At 51.7% G+C, this 16,066-nt stretch carries 18 protein-coding genes; 6 read left to right on the top strand and 12 right to left on the bottom strand.

Going from position 1 to position 16,066, the window contains the following annotated elements:
• Window positions 1–156: 156 nt before the first annotated feature.
• Window positions 157–1,497 carry a phosphoglucosamine mutase gene (gene glmM / locus F605_RS0104605; protein WP_022864731.1) on the top strand — a complete coding sequence of 447 codons (1,341 nt, stop codon included), beginning with the start codon at window positions 157–159 and terminating at the stop codon, window positions 1,495–1,497.
• A gap of 113 nt (window positions 1,498–1,610) precedes the next feature.
• Entirely contained in the window at window positions 1,611–2,615 is a 1,005-nt protein-coding gene (gene coaA, locus F605_RS0104600; RefSeq protein WP_022864730.1) for a type I pantothenate kinase, read from the top strand.
• A 116-nt stretch (window positions 2,616–2,731) separates the two neighbouring features.
• Here coaA and rpsI read toward each other — a convergent pair whose 3' ends face one another.
• The 3 genes from rpsI to F605_RS09920 form a co-directional block, all read right to left on the bottom strand.
• Window positions 2,732–3,223 (bottom strand): 30S ribosomal protein S9, encoded by a 492-nt coding sequence (rpsI, locus tag F605_RS0104595; RefSeq protein WP_022864729.1) that lies wholly within the window; start codon window positions 3,221–3,223, stop codon window positions 2,732–2,734.
• A gap of 27 nt (window positions 3,224–3,250) precedes the next feature.
• Window positions 3,251–3,697 (bottom strand): 50S ribosomal protein L13, encoded by a 447-nt coding sequence (gene rplM / locus F605_RS0104590; protein ID WP_022864728.1) that lies wholly within the window; start codon window positions 3,695–3,697, stop codon window positions 3,251–3,253.
• A 366-nt stretch (window positions 3,698–4,063) separates the two neighbouring features.
• On the bottom strand, window positions 4,064–5,224 hold the full coding sequence (locus F605_RS09920; RefSeq protein ID WP_156005256.1) for an ROK family transcriptional regulator: 1,161 nt from the start codon (window positions 5,222–5,224) through the stop codon (window positions 4,064–4,066).
• 96 nt (window positions 5,225–5,320) lie between these two features.
• Here F605_RS09920 and F605_RS0104580 point away from each other — a divergent pair, with 96 nt between their 5' ends.
• Genes F605_RS0104580 through F605_RS09915 form a run of 4 tightly spaced genes read left to right on the top strand, consistent with a single transcriptional unit; the run spans window position 5,321 to window position 10,241 of the window.
• On the top strand, window positions 5,321–6,295 hold the full coding sequence (locus F605_RS0104580; RefSeq protein WP_022864726.1) for a carbohydrate ABC transporter permease: 975 nt from the start codon (window positions 5,321–5,323) through the stop codon (window positions 6,293–6,295).
• 46 nt (window positions 6,296–6,341) lie between these two features.
• Window positions 6,342–7,211: a carbohydrate ABC transporter permease gene (locus tag F605_RS0104575; RefSeq protein ID WP_022864725.1), complete on the top strand. Its 870-nt coding sequence runs from the start codon at window positions 6,342–6,344 to the stop codon at window positions 7,209–7,211.
• A gap of 22 nt (window positions 7,212–7,233) precedes the next feature.
• Window positions 7,234–8,583, top strand: a complete 1,350-nt coding sequence (locus tag F605_RS0104570) for an ABC transporter substrate-binding protein (protein ID WP_022864724.1) — start codon at window positions 7,234–7,236, stop codon at window positions 8,581–8,583.
• Window positions 8,584–8,615: 32 nt separating this feature from the next.
• Window positions 8,616–10,241 carry a glycoside hydrolase family 36 protein gene (locus F605_RS09915; RefSeq protein WP_022864723.1) on the top strand — a complete coding sequence of 542 codons (1,626 nt, stop codon included), beginning with the start codon at window positions 8,616–8,618 and terminating at the stop codon, window positions 10,239–10,241.
• A 21-nt stretch (window positions 10,242–10,262) separates the two neighbouring features.
• Here F605_RS09915 and truA read toward each other — a convergent pair whose 3' ends face one another.
• From truA to F605_RS09910, 9 genes are all read right to left on the bottom strand, one after another.
• Window positions 10,263–11,129, bottom strand: a complete 867-nt coding sequence (truA, locus tag F605_RS0104560; protein ID WP_022864722.1) for a tRNA pseudouridine(38-40) synthase TruA — start codon at window positions 11,127–11,129, stop codon at window positions 10,263–10,265.
• Complete coding sequence (locus tag F605_RS0104555; RefSeq protein ID WP_022864721.1) at window positions 11,129–11,887, bottom strand: ROK family protein; 759 nt, start codon at window positions 11,885–11,887, stop codon at window positions 11,129–11,131. The genes truA and F605_RS0104555 overlap by 1 nt, the downstream gene beginning before the upstream one ends.
• A 191-nt stretch (window positions 11,888–12,078) precedes the next feature.
• Window positions 12,079–12,654: a 50S ribosomal protein L17 gene (gene rplQ / locus F605_RS0104550; protein ID WP_022864720.1), complete on the bottom strand. Its 576-nt coding sequence runs from the start codon at window positions 12,652–12,654 to the stop codon at window positions 12,079–12,081.
• Window positions 12,655–12,711: 57 nt separating this feature from the next.
• Window positions 12,712–13,713: a DNA-directed RNA polymerase subunit alpha gene (locus F605_RS0104545; protein ID WP_022864719.1), complete on the bottom strand. Its 1,002-nt coding sequence runs from the start codon at window positions 13,711–13,713 to the stop codon at window positions 12,712–12,714.
• A gap of 162 nt (window positions 13,714–13,875) precedes the next feature.
• The gene (gene rpsK / locus F605_RS0104540) at window positions 13,876–14,274 is read right to left on the bottom strand and encodes a 30S ribosomal protein S11 (protein ID WP_022864718.1); all 399 of its coding nucleotides are present in this window, start codon (window positions 14,272–14,274) and stop codon (window positions 13,876–13,878) included.
• A 45-nt stretch (window positions 14,275–14,319) separates the two neighbouring features.
• The gene (gene rpsM / locus F605_RS0104535) at window positions 14,320–14,697 is read right to left on the bottom strand and encodes a 30S ribosomal protein S13 (protein ID WP_022864717.1); all 378 of its coding nucleotides are present in this window, start codon (window positions 14,695–14,697) and stop codon (window positions 14,320–14,322) included.
• A gap of 127 nt (window positions 14,698–14,824) precedes the next feature.
• Complete coding sequence (gene rpmJ, locus F605_RS11295; protein WP_024059744.1) at window positions 14,825–14,938, bottom strand: 50S ribosomal protein L36; 114 nt, start codon at window positions 14,936–14,938, stop codon at window positions 14,825–14,827.
• Window positions 14,939–14,981: 43 nt separating this feature from the next.
• Window positions 14,982–15,203, bottom strand: a complete 222-nt coding sequence (infA, locus tag F605_RS0104530; protein WP_022864716.1) for a translation initiation factor IF-1 — start codon at window positions 15,201–15,203, stop codon at window positions 14,982–14,984.
• A gap of 233 nt (window positions 15,204–15,436) precedes the next feature.
• Window positions 15,437–15,979, bottom strand: a complete 543-nt coding sequence (locus tag F605_RS09910; RefSeq protein WP_022864715.1) for a type II toxin-antitoxin system PemK/MazF family toxin — start codon at window positions 15,977–15,979, stop codon at window positions 15,437–15,439.
• Window positions 15,980–16,066 lie beyond the last annotated feature (87 nt).

Here is a 16,066-nt window from a genome sequence, read left to right as displayed (position 1 = left end):
AATAGATTTTTTCACGAGTTTCGCCGCATTGCTATCTCGCGCGCCTAAACAGCGTAAATTGGAAATATTACCGGCAAGTGTTCACAAGGGAAAACTAACCCGGCTCGGTGCGGTAGGCTGAGAAAGTCAGATTCTGTTAGTTGAAAGACAGGTAAAATGGGCAGACTTTTTGGGACCGATGGAGTACGCGGCCTAGCGAATAAAGAATTAACCCCGGAATTGGCTTTGGAACTGGGACGAGCCGCCGCTAAACAGGTGCGTAAAGATGCGCCGAAAGGACGTAAACTGCGAGCCATCGTCGGACGCGATACCCGTATATCCGGCGATTTCCTAGATCACGCAATCTCGGCGGGACTAGCCTCCGAGGGCGTGGACGTCAACCGCATCGGGGTTGTCACCACCCCCTGCGTCGCCTATCTCACCGCGAAAGCTGACGTTGACCTGGGGGTAATGATTTCCGCCTCCCACAATCCCATGCCCGATAACGGGATCAAGTTCTTTGCCCGCGGTGGCTATAAACTCCCCGACGCGATTGAGGATCAGATCGAGCAGCTTCTGGGGGATGAAACCGACCGCCCCCTTGGTGAAGCAGTTGGCGAGGTTGAGGAAGAACGCGAAAGCGCCGAGAAACTTTATGTTAAACACCTGGTACGGGCAGTAGGAGATCTCTCTGGTCTGCGAGTAGCGGTTGATTGCGCCAATGGGGCGGCTTCCAAACTGGGCCCGGAGGCACTGCAAGAGGCGGGAATCGATACCGTAGTAATCAACGCCTCTCCCGATGGACGCAATATCAATGACAATTGCGGTTCCACCCACCCGGAACAGTTACAGAGCCAAGTAGTGGCTGCTGGCTGTGACTTCGGGGTGGCTTTCGATGGGGACGCAGATCGCTGCCTGGCAGTTGACTCCCAAGGCAACCTGGTCGACGGCGACAAAATCATGGGCATGCTGGCCGCCTATTTCAAGGAAAAAGGCGAACTGGCAGGAAACACCCTGGTAATCACGATTATGTCGAACCTGGGTCTGATTTTGGCGATGAAAGAAAAAGGGATCAACACCGTCCAGACCGCGGTGGGTGACCGCTACGTCCTCGAGAAAATGCGCGAACAAGGATTCGTGCTGGGCGGGGAACAGTCTGGCCACGTAATTAACGGCAACCACGCCACCACGGGGGACGGGATTCTGACCGCGCTCTGCATTGCCCGTGCGGTTAAAGATGCTGGTCAACCCCTGGAAAAGATTTGCGAGTTCGTAAAGCGCTTGCCGCAAACCCTGATTAACGTGCCGAACGTGGACAAGACCCGGACTGATGACGCCGAGTTGCGGGCAGAAATTACTAAGGCCGAAGAAGAACTCGGAGATACCGGGCGGGTAGTGCTGCGCGCCTCGGGAACCGAACCGCTGGTGCGGGTAATGGTAGAGGCCTCCACCCAAGATCAAGCTGATGCGGTTTGTGAGCACCTAGCTGGGGTGGTAAAAGAGCGCCTGTCTTTGTAAGTTTTATGTTCTGCGTCTCGCCAGGGCTTTCCAATGGGGGCGCTGGCGGGATGCAGCAAACACAGTATCGACGCAAGTTTTGAGCGGAGCCAACCTAGCGGAGCCTAAAAAATATGCCGGCTAAATCCATTTATGAACAATTTGATCGGGACGCTTGGCGCGCCCTCGCCGCTAAAACCCCAATGCCGCTTACCGAGGCCGATTTGCGTTCCTTGGCCGCTTTGGGTGACCCGATTGATTTAGAGGAGGCAGACGCGGTTTATCGTCCCCTCTCCGCATTGCTGCGCTACCGGGTTTTACATTCGCGCGCCCTCGCGCAAGATCAACAAGATTTTTTCGGGCGCCCTCAAAAGAGGAAAATTCCCTTCATTATTGGGGTTGCCGGTTCGGTGGCGGTCGGAAAATCAACCACTTCCCGCATCCTGCAAAATCTGCTTAGCCGCTGGCCAGAAACCTCGCGAGTCGCGCTAGTAACGACCGACGGTTTTTTATATCCGAACGCCGAGTTGGAGCGGCGGGGACTAGTCGCGCGGAAAGGATTCCCCGAGTCCTATAACCGCCGCGCCCTCCTCAATTTTGTTACCCAGGTAAAAGCCGGAGAGCCCGAGGTGAAAGCTCCGGTATATTCACACGTCACCTATGACGTGGTGCCGGATAAATACGTGACCGTTGCCAGCCCTGATATTTTGATTTTAGAGGGCATCAACGTGCTACAGCCCGCCTGGTTCTATCGGGGCCACCAAGACCTGCCTAACCTGGAGAAAAAGCTGGATCAAGATGATGGCCGCAGCGGGCTCTATGATCACAAATCTCTGGCAGTCAGTGATTTCTTTGATTTTTCCATTTATGTTGATGCCCGCACCCGAGATATTGAACGGTGGTTCTTGGAACGTTTCTTATCGTTAAAAGAGTCGGCTTTCTCCGACCCCAATTCCTATTTCCAGGTTTATTCCGGGATATCTGATTCGGTGGCGCGTCAGATCGCCCTCGATATTTGGAACTCCATAAATCTGCCCAACTTGGAGCAACAGATCCGTCCCACCAGAGGGCGGGCAACTTTGATCTTGCGTAAAGATGCCCAGCATCGCCTCGAAAACGTCTACCTCCGCAAAATTTAAATTAGCTGCCGTATTCCCGGTGCATGATTTCATCGACCTCGTCTACACAATATAGTTTTGCCCGGTAAAGCCAGTAGAAACCAGCTTTACCGGGCAAAATACATAAGCGTGAAAGCTTAGCGCTTGGAGTATTGCGAAGCCTTACGTGCCTTCTTGAGGCCGGGCTTCTTACGCTCAACAGCGCGCGAATCGCGGGTTAGGAATCCTGCCTTCTTCAAGGCCGGACGGTTCGCTTCCCGATCGATTTCATTTAGTGCGCGGGCAATACCCAGGCGCACCGCTCCGGCTTGACCGGAGGTGCCGCCACCAGAGACTCGAGCAATAACGTCAAAACGTCCCTCGAGGTCTAGCAAGGTGAACGGAGCCCGCACTAGCTGCTGGTGCAGCTTGTTCGGGAAATAGTTCTCCAAAGTCCGGCCGTTAATCTTCCATTCGCCGCTGCCCGGGATTAACCGGACCCGCGCAACTGCGCTTTTACGGCGTCCCAGCCCGATGCCGGGAGCGGTCACGGACTGTCCGGAGCCGGTAGGCTCCGACTGGGTTTCCGTGGTGTAAGAGCTGGGGGCGTTCTCCTCCAACAGCTCTTCGTTTTCGGTGGTATCAGCCACAATTCTCCTCAGGGTCTTGGCTCAGGGCTACTGGGCGATTTTCTTAATTTCGTAAGGTTCTGGCTGCTGTGCCGCGTGGTTATGTTCAGGACCCGCGAATACATGCAGTTTCTTCATCTGGGCACGTCCCAACCGAGTGTGGGGAACCATGCCACGCACCGCTTTTTCTACTGCAACTTCCGGTTTCTTAGCTAGCAAGTCACCGTAGGTTACAGATTTCAAGCCACCGGGGTAACCGGAGTGGCGGTAGGCGCGTTTCTGCTGACGTTTGTTGCCGGTAAGTCCGACCTTGGCGGCATTCACGATAATGACGTGATCGCCCATATCCTCGTTGGGAGTGTAGGTCGGCTTATGCTTGCCACGCAGCAGCTTGGCGGCTACGGCCGCCAGTCGTCCGAGAACGACGTCTTCAGCGTCGATGACATACCATTTCTTGTCTTGGGTGTCACCGGCTTTCGGATTATAAGTTCGCACGGGCTTAAGCCTTCGTTTCTTCTTTGGGGGCGAGAACTGCGAAAGCGCGGCAACAGAATGGCAGGAACTGCCTAAAAATGTTGCGGACGCCGCCGTAGTGTCTTCACCCGACTTCGTATTTCTTTCCGTCTAGCGTCCTGTTTTTGCCAAATCCCCAGGTAGAGCACCCGTGTTTGGATTGTTCCAGGACACACAACATTTAGTATTTTACGGGGCGAAAACTACCAGGTCAAAGCCATAGCCTGTTGAACTGCCCACAGATTCCGGATTAAGCAGCCCTTTATTGCTAGCTAGAAATTCTAAGAAATCCCATAGCAAAACTACCAACAGCTAGTTCATATGGTTAAGAGATACGATTTTTAGCTGCTAGAGCCAAAATTTATCGGAATCAGCAGCAGGGAAATAGTCAGAGTTCAATGCATGTACCCTAATTTGATCCAAAACTGCATCTAGGGCGTAACGAATTCCCCCCAGAGCTACAGCTCGCCTCCCTAGAGTGGATACCACAATTGAGGGAGCAAATGGACACAGTTTTCTGATGGTCTGCTCCATTTGCGGTAAAAACAGATTTGCATATTCACAAAATTGTCCCCCCAGCACCACGCACTCAGGGTCAATAACCGCAACCATACCGGCAGTTCCCAGCCCCAATATCTCGCCGAATTTCGCTGCACCGGCAATCGCTAGTTTATTTCCTTTCCGCGCCTGCCTAAACATGCTTTCTCGATCGGGGGGCTGGCTAGGACTGTAAATACTTTTTGCGAAACTTTCCGCTTCGAGCTCTCTCCATCTCAGTTGCGGAATTTCGCCAATTAGACCTGCGGCCCCACGACTCCCCGCCCGCACCCTTCCATCAAGAACACTAGCCGCACCAGTGCGAATTCCCGCTAAGATGAACACTACGTCGTTATGTTTGGCAGCCGCACCAACCCAGGATTCCCCGCGTGCCCCTAGGGCGCAGTCCCCAACAGTAGTGACTTTAACTCCAAGTTCCTCAGAAAGTACCTGATCAAGCTGCAGCCCCTGCCAGCCCGGCATACCTTTGCCCCCAAAATATGCAACTTTTCCCTGATATTGAACACCAGGGCTTCCGGTAACACAAACCCAGGTTTTACCACATTCGGTCTCTTGCAAGGTTTTCTTACTAACAGTTAACGCAGCTTCTATACGCGTTTTGGTAGGGGTATTTTCAGCCAAATCTTCAGTATTTTCAGCAAGAATATGCCCACTTAAATCGGCGGTGAGCGCACTGACGTGATGAGCTCCGATATCTAAGGAAAGAACATGCCCAGCTTGAGAAGAGAGTTTGTAATAGGTAGCAGGCCTACCCATTACCGTTATTCCTTCGGGGGCGGGTCCACTTTCTACCCAACCAAACTTGACCAAATCAGCCATGATCGATTCAGCAGCTGGGCGGGTTACCCCAATCTCCTTAGCGACATTAGCGACAGTGTCAGAGCAGCCAGTTAGGTATCGTAACGCAGCTTCCATATTGGTACGCCGCTGAATTCTTCGCTGAGCATTCACAATGGTAAACCCCCATTTACTGAAAATGCTTGACTTACTAAAGAAACTAACGTAATAATTGCTGTGACGCAAGTCCTACTATTTGAGGAGTCGAGGATGACTGCTACCAGATATTTAAAAAATAGGGACGTTGGTGAGGCGCGCCTATCTGGAACTGGAAAGCCTGATACCTCAGACTCCTCAGTTAGGATGCATAGCCACTTAAAGTCAGCAGAGAAGCGAGCGGGATATCTTTTCATAGCCCCTGCCGTAATCGGATTCCTGATTTTTTATCTAGTTCCCATGGTACGAGGTCTGGCCATAAGTTTTACCGATTGGGACTTAATCTCTCCGGCAAAATTCGTTGGGTTTGCCAATTATCAAAAGCTGCTGAGCGATCAGCATTTCAGCCACGCACTAGTGGTTACCGTCATTTACGTCCTCGTTAATATCACCACCCAGACCATAGCCGGTTTGGGGATAGCCGTACTAATGCAACGCATCAGTCAGTCAAGTTTTATCCGCTCGCTTCTACTGATCCCCTGGCTGGTCCCAAACGTCACTATCGCAGTCATCACCTTATTTTTGCTAGACCCCAATGTTGGCTTGGTAAACCATCTGCTAACTATGCTTCATACCGAACCAATCGCGTTCTACGGCAATCCCGATATCGCAATCTTCACAGTTGCCCTAGTTAATTCCTGGAGAAATATGGGATACACGGCGCTACTGATTTTCGCGGGAATGCAGATCGTTCCCAAGATGATTTACGACGCCGCCGAAATAGATGGGGCCAGCACTAGCAGAAGTTTTTTCTCCATCACCCTCCCGCTGATACGCCCGATTCTGGTGATGGTGGTAGTAGTCTCCATGATCGGTTCTTTTCAGATTTTTGACACTGTAGCGGTAGCTACCAAAGGCGGACCTTTGGACTCCACCCGAGTTATCTATTTCTACATCTACGAAAAAGCTTTCCAACAAGGACAAATGGGCTACGCCGCGGCAATGGCAGTCATTTTACTAATCATCATTTTAGTGATGACACTAGTGCAATTGCGTTTAACGAAGGCTACCGAATCGGATTTGGCATAACCCCGGGGGAAAGAAAATGAGGAAAAATAGCAGCATTTCACGCAAGGTGAGCACAGAAAAAATCTTTGGCTGGACTACCCTAATATTCATTTTGATACTTACCCTGCTCCCCTTTGTCTGGGCAATCCGGACAGCGCTGACTCCTAACTCCCAAATTTTTAACGGAAACTATTCCTTGATCCCCACCGATGCTAGCTGGATAAACTTCAAACGAGTCCTCGGGTTCGCAACCACTGAAGAAGATTTGGCCGCCGGGGGCTCCGGCGCGAAGATTTATTTCTGGCTATACCTGCGTAACTCGCTCATATTCACCGCCATCCTAGTGTTGGGGCAAGTCGTAACCTCTACAATGGCGGCCTACGCCTTTGCACGTCTTCATTTCCCCGGAAGAGACAAAATCTTCGCCATCCTGCTCACGGGAATGATGATTCCCCCGATCTTCATCGTGCTCCCAAACTTCGTGTTGATAAAAAACCTGGGATTGCTAAATACCTTCACCGGTTTGCTAGCCCCATACGTTTTGGTTTCCCCTTTCGCTATTTTCTTTTTGCGGCAATTCTTCCTATCCGTTCCCCGAGAAGTTGAAGAAGCTGCTCTTTTAGATGGAGCAAATCGATGGACCATATTTAGCAAAGTAGTGGTCCCCATCTGCAAATCACCCATCACCACGATTGCAATTATTCAGGCTGTTTTCGCATGGAATGAATACTTGTGGCCGCAACTGGTGGGCAAAGAACACGCCGTTCGACTGCTTAATGTCGCTCTGGCTACCTTTCAACAAGCTTCCCCCTCTACTAAACCAGACTGGGCGGGTCTCATGGCAGCTGCAACGCTGCAGACTATTCCCATGTTGATCCTACTTTTAGTAGTCGGGAAGAAACTAGTAAATTCAATCGGTCTTACTTCGGCGAAGTAGAGCCGTCCCTAAGGAGAATGAAATGAAAAAAACAATCGCATTGACCTGCGGTGTGGCTATATTTGCCGCAGCAGGCCTGGCAGGGTGTGCCCCACAGGAAACCAAGGGAAGCGGCACAGATGGCGATACGGTCACCTACAGTTTGTGGGATCCAAACCAAAAACCAGCCTATGAGGCTTGTGCAGCCGAGTTTAAGAAGAAGAGCGGAATCACCGTAGATATTCAACAAACCGGATGGGACGATTATTGGAAGAATCTGACGGTACAACTATCTTCGGGAGAAGCACCTGATGTCATCACCAATCACGTAGCTCAATATCCCGAGTTAGCAGCAAAAGGTGTTTTGACCGACCTTAAACCGTACATCGAAAAAGACCAGATCGACTTGAGTCAATACACTGGCGATCTGGCATCCCTATGGAATTATGAAGACAAAACTTTTGGGATCCCACAAGACTGGGACACTATAGCTCTCGTTTATAACGTAAAGGACGTCAAAGACGCCGGAATTGATGAAGCTAGTTTGAAAACCTTGGACTGGAATCCCCAAGATGGCGGTACTTTTGGTAAGACCATCGCTCATCTGACCATCGATAAGAATGGCAAACGCGGGGATGAATCCGGTTTTGATAAGAACAATGTAGAAACTTACGGCTGGGGATTGGAAACCAATTCCGGCGTAGTAGGTCAAGGCCCCTGGTCGTGGTTCGCCCTTTCTAACGGTTTCAATTATCTAGACAAGAACCCGTTTGGTCGCCACTACAATTTAGATTCGCCCAAACTAATTGAAGCCATGAACTGGTGGCAAAAGCAGATTCAAGCTGGTTATGTTACCCCGGTTGAAAAAGCTGGCGATCTTGGCTTAGAGCCCATGATGGAGCAGAACAAAGCCGCGATCGTCCCCGATGGTTCTTGGAGAATCAATACTTGGTCACAATCGAAGACTCAGGAATTCAAATTTGCTCCTCTTCCCAAGGGACCTATGGGACAGAAAACCATTATTAACGGCCTTGCCCCTTCTATTACTAAGAATGCAAAAGATAAAGACAAGGCATGGCAGTGGGTCAAATTCCTAACTTCCGCGGATTGCCAAAGCATTGTAGCCAAGAAAGCCATAGTATTCCCCTCAATTACCAGCCAATCAGAGGCCGCGGCTAAAGCGCACGAGGCTAACGGAGTCGACGTTAGTGCCTTCTTGGATATCACCAAAGATCCGAAGAATCTGGTCTACTACCCGATCACTTTCAAGGCTGAAGAAATTAACACCGAAGCTAACAAGGTCTTCGAGGGAATAGAACGCGGAAGCGAAGATCCCGCTAAGGCTCTTCCGGAATTAAATAAGAAAGTAAATGAGCTACTAGCGGAGAAGTAGTTTATTAAACCGCCACCACGAGGAACGGGATCATGAAGATAACCTACCGGCACGGAAAACTTATTTTCCCGGCAGAGAACTCTGGTAACGCTACCGCTACCATCTGGGAGGAGGCAACAGATAACTCCCCCCAGATGGAGCAGATTAGCCAGGCTGCCGAATTATCCTGCCCGGAAATAGAGATAAGCTACTCTGCCCATAAAGATGCCAATTTTTATCGGCATGGCTGGAATTCTTGGTCCCCGACCTCGTGGTGGTCTCTAAATAAGCCTCCCTATCGGGTCTGGGATAACCCTCCTCGTACCTTAACCGCCGAGGACGGATATTCAGATAACCCGGAAATTCATCAATCTTATTTATTAACTGCACTCAAGCTCGACCCCCAAAAAGACCTCGTATTACTAGTCGGCACCCTGGGGGGAGAATCCGGATATTTTGAAATTGGAAATACCCGTCTAAGCGGAAGAAAACTACCGGATAAGCTCGACAGCTCTACGCCTACAGTCCCCGCCCACTCTAATACGGAAGGGGATATCACTTGGTGGGTAGGAGTTGGTAAGGAACTACCGGTTTTTAACGCCTATTGCGCCGCCCTCGGAAAATCTTTAACAAATAAGCCTAAAGATTCCAGCAAATATCCCGGAGCTATTTGGTCATCATGGTATTCCTGGTTTGAAGAAATTAACGAAGAAATTATTGAAAGCGAGATTAGCCCCGCCGCAGCCAGCGGATACCAGGTATTAGAAATAGATGATGGCTGGCAAAGAAAAATTGGAGATTGGGAACCCAACCAAAAGTTTCCGTCAGGGCCAGCATATTTGGCAACAAAAATCTCTGCCCACGGTATGAAAGCTGGCATCTGGGTTTCCCCGTTTATTGCCGCCGCTAGTAGCCCAATAGTCCAAGAACATCCAGAGTATTTCGTTCACGATTTTTCTGGAAAGTTGCAGCCTGCAGGTTATAACTGGGGAAATTACTATTACGGATTAGACTGCACCCATCCGGGCGCAAAATCTTGGCTAAAAGATATTCTAAAAACCATTTCTAACTGGGGCTTTACCTATTTCAAGCTAGATTTTCTTAGCGCCGCCGCCATAGTGGGAAAGCGTTATCGCGCAGTTTCTCGTGAGCAAGCCTACCGAGAGGGACTCAAAGATATCCGACAGACACTTCCTGACGCATATTTAATGGCCTGCGGGGCACTAATCGGGCCTTCTTTAGGGCTAGTAGATGGAATGCGCGTAAGCCCCGATACTGCCCCCTATTGGGATAATACGGAACGCGAACGAGATCCCTCTGGACCCGCGGTTCGCAATGCCGTTTTGAATTCCTTGTCCCGCTATTGGTTAAAGGACTTAGTAGCCTTAGACCCAGATGTTTCCTTCACCCGGACACGCGGTTCTCTCCTGAGCCCAAAGGCAAATGAGGTCACCCAGAATTTAGCGAGAGTCTGCGGGGTTTTTAGCTGCTCTGACCCCTATAGCTGGTTGACACCATCTGAAATAGAACAGGTGAAAGACCTCTGTAGGGAATTTAAAACATCGCCCGCAGCTGAACAGATTTCGCGTTTCCACTTCCGGATCAAAAATCAGGATATTGATTTTACTCCGTGGCTATATCCCTCGGAACGTATATCTGATCGCATTTTAGCTAAATAATTCCCCCTAGTTTCAATGGGTTTAACGCATTTTAGGCAGGGTACGCACCACTTTGGCTTTTTGGGCTTGCAAGGCGTATTGATCGGCAGGCGGGTAAGCAACCTCCCACAGGGTCAGACCCCGTCCATCGGCAAGTGGAACCCGCTGGTCACGTGCCCCCGCAGCTAATAGCTCCCCTATCCATTTAGGCTGGTATTTACCCCGTCCGATCTCGATTAAAGCTCCCATCATGAACCGCACTTGAGAGTGACAAAACGCGTCAGCGCGAATCATCGCTTGCACGATTCCGTCGTGGGGACGAGAAATATTAAAAGAATGGAGAGTGCGCACTGTAGTGGCACCTTCGCGAGGTTTCGCGAAAGGTAGGAAATCGTGCTCGCCACATAAAGCCTGTGCCGCAACCTGCATCCTTTCGTTTTCCAAGGGCGAGGACGTGCGCGCGATATCTAGGCGGCAAGGATCTTGGGCACGGGGATCATCACAGATTAGATAGCGATAGGTACGAGATAGTGCCGAGAAGCGGGCATCAAAATCCCTAGATACCGCCCTGACCTGTTTTATTGCCAAGGCACCGTTCAAGCCACGTCCCGCCAGGCCTTCCAGGCGCGCCCGTAGGCGTTCCCCGCGCAGCTCGTCGCTCTCCTCGCGCCCTCTAGACAGGGAAAGCCAAAATTCTTTCGGCACGTCCAGGTGAGCCACCTGTCCGCGGGCATGCACCCCCGCATCGGTGCGCCCGGCCACGGTAAGCTGCGCTGGCTGGCGGGTAATCAAACTTAGTGCCTCTTCCAGGCGTCCCTGGACTGTCAGGAGTCCCGGTTGGCGTGCCCAGCCGTGAAACGGCGCTCCTCGATAGGCCAGGTCTAGGCGTAAACGAAGCAATCCGTCCATCAGGTGGTCAGTCCCCAAGCTCGTACCCCGCCGCGAATACCGGCATCATTAGGTACGATCACCACTTCTTCCCCCAAGGTTTTGCGCACCGATTCCACAATATGCGCCGAGTTTCCCCCTCCTAGGTAGAGCCGATCCCACATGATGGCTTCTCGCAGCACTCCGACTACCCGGCGAACTCGCCGTGACCAGTGGGCATCCCCCATGCGTACCCGTTCTGGTTCCCCTACATAGTCATCGAAAAGCAGACCCCAGCGGGCAACCATATGGGAAAGTTCCATATGGGGAGCCAGGCGTCCTCCATCCCATATCGAGTTTCCCAGTCCGGTTCCCAAGGTGATGATCATTTCCATGCCGGTACCAGAAATTACCCCGGCTCCCGCCACTTCGGCATCGTTTAAGACCAGCGAGGGCAAGGAAGTTTTTTCTTCTAATGCCCCTGCCAGGTCATAGTTTTCCCACGCCTGTACCATCTCGGGTAGTACTCGGGTGCGCGGACCAGACCGGCACACATAATGAGGAGTAGAGATGACCACTCCGTGACGGATCATGCCCGGCATCCCCACGGTGATCCGATCGGTTTCCGGTTTAAATTCAGCGCGGAAGTCCTCTACGATCTCGATTAACTTTTCCGGAGGCAACGGGTAGGGGGTAGGAACCCGCAAGGATGGTGCAACCATGGTGCCACGTTTGTCGAGTACCGAGGCTTTGATCCCGCCCCCGCCACAATCAACAGACAAGGTCAGCGGAGTTCTCATCTCTTTTCCCATGTTCTAAGCTTACCCGGAGATTATTACTTGCCGATCTACTTGACCGCTGAGATCAAGTCCCAGGTCTTTAAATCTGCTACCCAAAAATAATGCGGGCAGTTGGCATTAACTATGCCAACTGCCCGCATGAAGTTCTTGCTACTTACCAGATCCAGCGCTGGCTGATAAGCGCAAAGTTACTATTCTTTAGAATCTGCAGCTTCGTCCGCGTCTTCAGCTTTTTCAGCTTCCGCGGTCTCTTCGCCGCTGTCCGAAGTTTCTACCGCTTCTTCCGCGGTTTCTTCGGCTTTGTCAGCCTCTTTGGCTTCCTCATCCGAAGCCGGTTTAGCTGCTTCTTCCTTGGTCGGCTGTACTTTGGCTTTAGACTCCACCTTTTCGGTGACCAAAGAAATCTCGGCCATAGGAGCATTGTCGCCGCGGCGAGCCGGTAGTTTCACGATCCGGGTGTACCCGCCCTGACGGTTGGGATCCAGATCCGGAACTACCTCATCAAATAGGGTGTAGACCGCATCGAAGCCGCGGGTGTATTTATCCACCTGGGTGCTCAGTTTGCGGGCAACCATACGGCGATTATGAATATCGCCCTTTTTCGCCTTGGTGATCAGCTTTTCAATGTACGGCTGTAGGCGGCGGGCCTTCGCTTCAGTAGTACGAATCGAACGGTGCTCGATCAGCGATTTCGCCAGATTCGCCAAGATTTTACGCTCATGTGCCGGGCCGGCTCCTAACCGCGGACCTTTAGATGGCTTAGGCATGTTTCTTCCTTTACTTTCCTAAAAAACTTTATTGTTTCAGCGCCGAGAAAACCCGACTTAGTCGTCAGAGAACTGCAACGAACTCGGGTTGGCCAGATCATCTAGATTGACCGAGGTGGGCAGCGGAGAATCCTTTAGCGCCATCCCCATTTCCGCTAGTTTCGCCTTAATCTCTTCGATTGACTTAGCGCCGAAATTCCGGATATCCAAAAGATCGGCCTCGGAGCGGGCAACCAATTGCCCCACCGTGTTGATTCCTTCCCGCGTTAAAGCGTTGTAGGAACGAGACTGTAGATTCAGGTCATCAATAGAGAGCGCTAAATCTTGAGCTAGTGCCTGATCCGTTTGCGGAGCGCCAATCTCAATCCCCTCGGCCTCAATATTGAGTTCCTGGCACAGCCCGAATAGCTCTACCAAGGTTTTACCCGCCGAAGCTAGGGCATCACGAGGAGCCAGTCCCGGCTTGGTTTCCACATCTACGATCAAGCGGTCAAAGTCGGTGCGCTGCTCCACACGAGTAGCCTCAACCTTGTAGCGAACTTTAACTACCGGCGAGTAGATAGAGTCAATGGGAATCCGAGAAATCTCGTGCCCATCAGACTTGTTTTGATCAGCGGAAACGTAGCCACGGCCTCGTTCCACCGTCAGTTCAATTTCTAGCTTGCCAGAATCGTTCAAAGTGGCCAGATACAAATCCGGGTTGTGGATCTCTACCCCCGCCGGAGGGGTAATATCCCCGGCGGTAACCTGTCCGGCACCCGCCTTACGCAGGTACATCACTACCGGTTCATCATTCTCGGAAGAAAGCACGATCTGCTTAATGTTCAGAATGATCTCGGAGACGTCCTCCATTACTCCCGGAATAGTGCGGAACTCATGCGGCACCCCCTCGATACGAATAGAGGTGACTGCGGCTCCCGGAATGGAGGAAAGTAGGGTGCGCCGCAAACTGTTTCCTAGAGTGTGTCCGAAACCGGGTTCTAGGGGTTCAAGAGTGAAGCGGGAACGCTGATCGCTAACCGCTTTTTCTGATAGCACGGGTCGCTGTGAAATAAGCAACGTGTTGTCCTTTCTGTCGTCCAGCCCGCCATATGACTGGAACGAACGTCCTGACCAAAGGTCAGCTTTATAGACAAGACTGCGAAATCTCCCAAATGACGGCCTGGAGACTCGCAGAAGTGTTTTACTATCTTCTTTTTTCTGCTTCAGTTAGGACGCGCGTTATACGCGACGGCGCTTGGGAGGACGGCAGCCATTGTGGGCATGCGGAGTAACGTCCTGAATGGAACCGACCTCGAGGCCGGTAGCCTGCAAAGAACGAATAGCGGTCTCGCGACCCGACCCCGGTCCTTTCACGAACACGTCAACTTTCTTCATGCCGTGTTCCTGAGCCCGCCGAGCAGCAGCTTCTGCCGCCATCTGCGCAGCGAAAGGAGTAGATTTACGTGATCCTTTAAAGCCCATCTGGCCGGCAGACGACCAAGAAATAACAGCCCCGGAGGGATCGGTAATCGAAACGATGGTGTTGTTGAATGTGGACTTAATGAACGCTTTTCCCTGAATAACGTTCTTACGCGCAGCCCGACGCGGCTTACGGCTCTTAATAGAACTAGCAGCCATATCTTCCTTCTTTTCTCAGATCCAGCAGGTGGTGCCTGCGCTTACTTATACAGCCTTCTTCTTACCGGCAACGGTGCGCTTGGGTCCCTTGCGGGTACGCGCATTGGTCTTGGTCCGCTGACCGTGCACCGGCAAATGGAAACGGTGACGCAAGCCCTGGTAGGAGCCAATCTCGATCTTGCGGCGAATGTCGGCCTGGACCTCACGACGAAGGTCGCCTTCTACTTTGTAGTTCGATTCAATAAAGTCGCGTACTTTAATCAGATCTTCTTCCGAAATATCCTTTACGCGCACATCCGGAGAAACTCCGGTTTCTTTCAGCGTTTTCTCGGCGCGCGTGCGCCCTACGCCGTAAATGTAAGTAAGTGCTACTTCCAGCCGCTTTTCACGGGGAAGATCAACACCGGCAATACGTGCTGCCATTAATTTTCTCTCCACATTGTTTCCGGAGGCCGTCGCGCCACCTTCCGTTTCCCGGCCCAGGCCTCCGGACCTGGGGTCACCTTCCGTATCTGAAAGGTGCTGGTAGCACGCTTTATATTATTCTCGGCTAGCCTTGACGCTGTTTATGCCGAGGGTTTTCGCAAATCACCATGACAACGCCGTGGCGACGAATCACCTTGCATTTTTCACAGATCTTCTTAACGCTGGGTTGAACCTTCATAACTTCCCTCTTGCGGCGACGGATTGCTCCGCCGTCCGCTGCTTTACTTGTATCGATAAACGATTCGGCCGCGTGATAAATCGTAGGGACTGAGCTCTACTACCACACGATCCTCTGGCAAGATTCGGATATAATGCTGACGCATTTTGCCCGAGATGTGCGCTAACACTTTATGACCGTTTTCAAGTTCCACCCGAAAATATGCATTCGGGAGTGCCTCTGCTACGGTGCCTTCGACCTCTACAACGCCTTCTTTTTTAGCCATCTATCCTTCACTAACCTTGTTCACATAGGATGACTAACGGGTATACTATTCCCCACTAGCCACAAACCCAATAGTCAACTTTACGTTAGTTACGGGACTAACCTAAAGCTGATATAGGGTTAGATCGGTCACGCCTGCGGCTTTTTTGCAGTCAGCAGCGTGTCGCAGGTTGCAAATTACGTCCTCGAGAAGTAGGTTTTTCACCCCAGCCGTGGCAAGATACCGGTCGTTAGCTACTTTAGTTTTTGTCGTTTACGGATAGCCGCCGCCACCTGGTTAAAACGTTCGCGATCTAGGCGTGCCCCTTCCCGGCGCACTTCCCGCCGCGGAATCAGCAGCAGACGATCCAAACGTACTTCGGATTCGCGACCTTTAGAATCCCAGGCACCGGCGCCGATATCCATCCAGTAGCGTCCCCAATGTGCTTCTTGGGCCGCGTCTTTATCGTGATCTTTACTGGTCATTTGGGCGCCGATAACTGTTTCTGCTAGCGCGGCCATCACCAGCACCGGACGATCTTTGCCGCGTCCGTCCTCTTCTTCATAGGGAACCCAGCACCAAATAACCTCCCCCGGGTCGGCTGCTCCATTGCCAGTTTTGGGGTCATAGACGAAGGGAGGAATCTTATCGCCTTTGGTTATATAACGTGCGCGTCCAGCGGGGCGCGCGAACTTTCTCTGTTGCCGCCGACGATTAGGGTGGGAGGTAGATTGGTCTATCTGGCTCCCGCCTAGCAGCGATATCATCCGGGAAAGTTTCCGAAAGGGAACACGCATCGGTTTACCTCCTTCTTGAAACCGACTCTACCAGTCGGCAAGGTGGTAACGCTCGGAAAAAGGTATCGGTAAGAGGGGCAGCGTGAA

This window comes from Varibaculum cambriense DSM 15806, assembly GCF_000420065.1.
Taxonomy (GTDB): Bacteria; Actinomycetota; Actinomycetes; order Actinomycetales; family Actinomycetaceae; genus Varibaculum; species Varibaculum cambriense.
The sequence above is the reverse complement of the archived record's forward strand: the minus strand, read 5'-3'. Positions and strand labels throughout refer to the sequence as shown.

Excerpts from the sequence above, each read along its gene's own strand:
- rplQ (WP_022864720.1), bottom strand. The coding sequence starts at position 12,654 with ATGCCTAAGCCATCTAAAGGTCCGCGGTTAGGAGCCGGCCCGGCACAT.
- truA (WP_022864722.1), bottom strand. The coding sequence starts at position 11,129 with ATGGACGGATTGCTTCGTTTACGCCTAGACCTGGCCTATCGAGGAGCG.
- F605_RS09910 (WP_022864715.1), bottom strand. The coding sequence starts at position 15,979 with ATGCGTGTTCCCTTTCGGAAACTTTCCCGGATGATATCGCTGCTAGGC.
- rpsM (WP_022864717.1), bottom strand. The coding sequence starts at position 14,697 with ATGGCAGCACGTATTGCCGGTGTTGATCTTCCCCGTGAAAAGCGGCTG.
- rpmJ (WP_024059744.1), bottom strand. The coding sequence starts at position 14,938 with ATGAAGGTTCAACCCAGCGTTAAGAAGATCTGTGAAAAATGCAAGGTG.
- glmM (WP_022864731.1), top strand. The coding sequence starts at position 157 with ATGGGCAGACTTTTTGGGACCGATGGAGTACGCGGCCTAGCGAATAAA.
- coaA (WP_022864730.1), top strand. The coding sequence starts at position 1,611 with ATGCCGGCTAAATCCATTTATGAACAATTTGATCGGGACGCTTGGCGC.
- F605_RS0104555 (WP_022864721.1), bottom strand. The coding sequence starts at position 11,887 with ATGAGAACTCCGCTGACCTTGTCTGTTGATTGTGGCGGGGGCGGGATC.
- F605_RS0104570 (WP_022864724.1), top strand. The coding sequence starts at position 7,234 with ATGAAAAAAACAATCGCATTGACCTGCGGTGTGGCTATATTTGCCGCA.
- rpsK (WP_022864718.1), bottom strand. The coding sequence starts at position 14,274 with ATGGCTGCTAGTTCTATTAAGAGCCGTAAGCCGCGTCGGGCTGCGCGT.
- infA (WP_022864716.1), bottom strand. The coding sequence starts at position 15,203 with ATGGCTAAAAAAGAAGGCGTTGTAGAGGTCGAAGGCACCGTAGCAGAG.
- F605_RS0104580 (WP_022864726.1), top strand. The coding sequence starts at position 5,321 with ATGACTGCTACCAGATATTTAAAAAATAGGGACGTTGGTGAGGCGCGC.
- F605_RS09915 (WP_022864723.1), top strand. The coding sequence starts at position 8,616 with ATGAAGATAACCTACCGGCACGGAAAACTTATTTTCCCGGCAGAGAAC.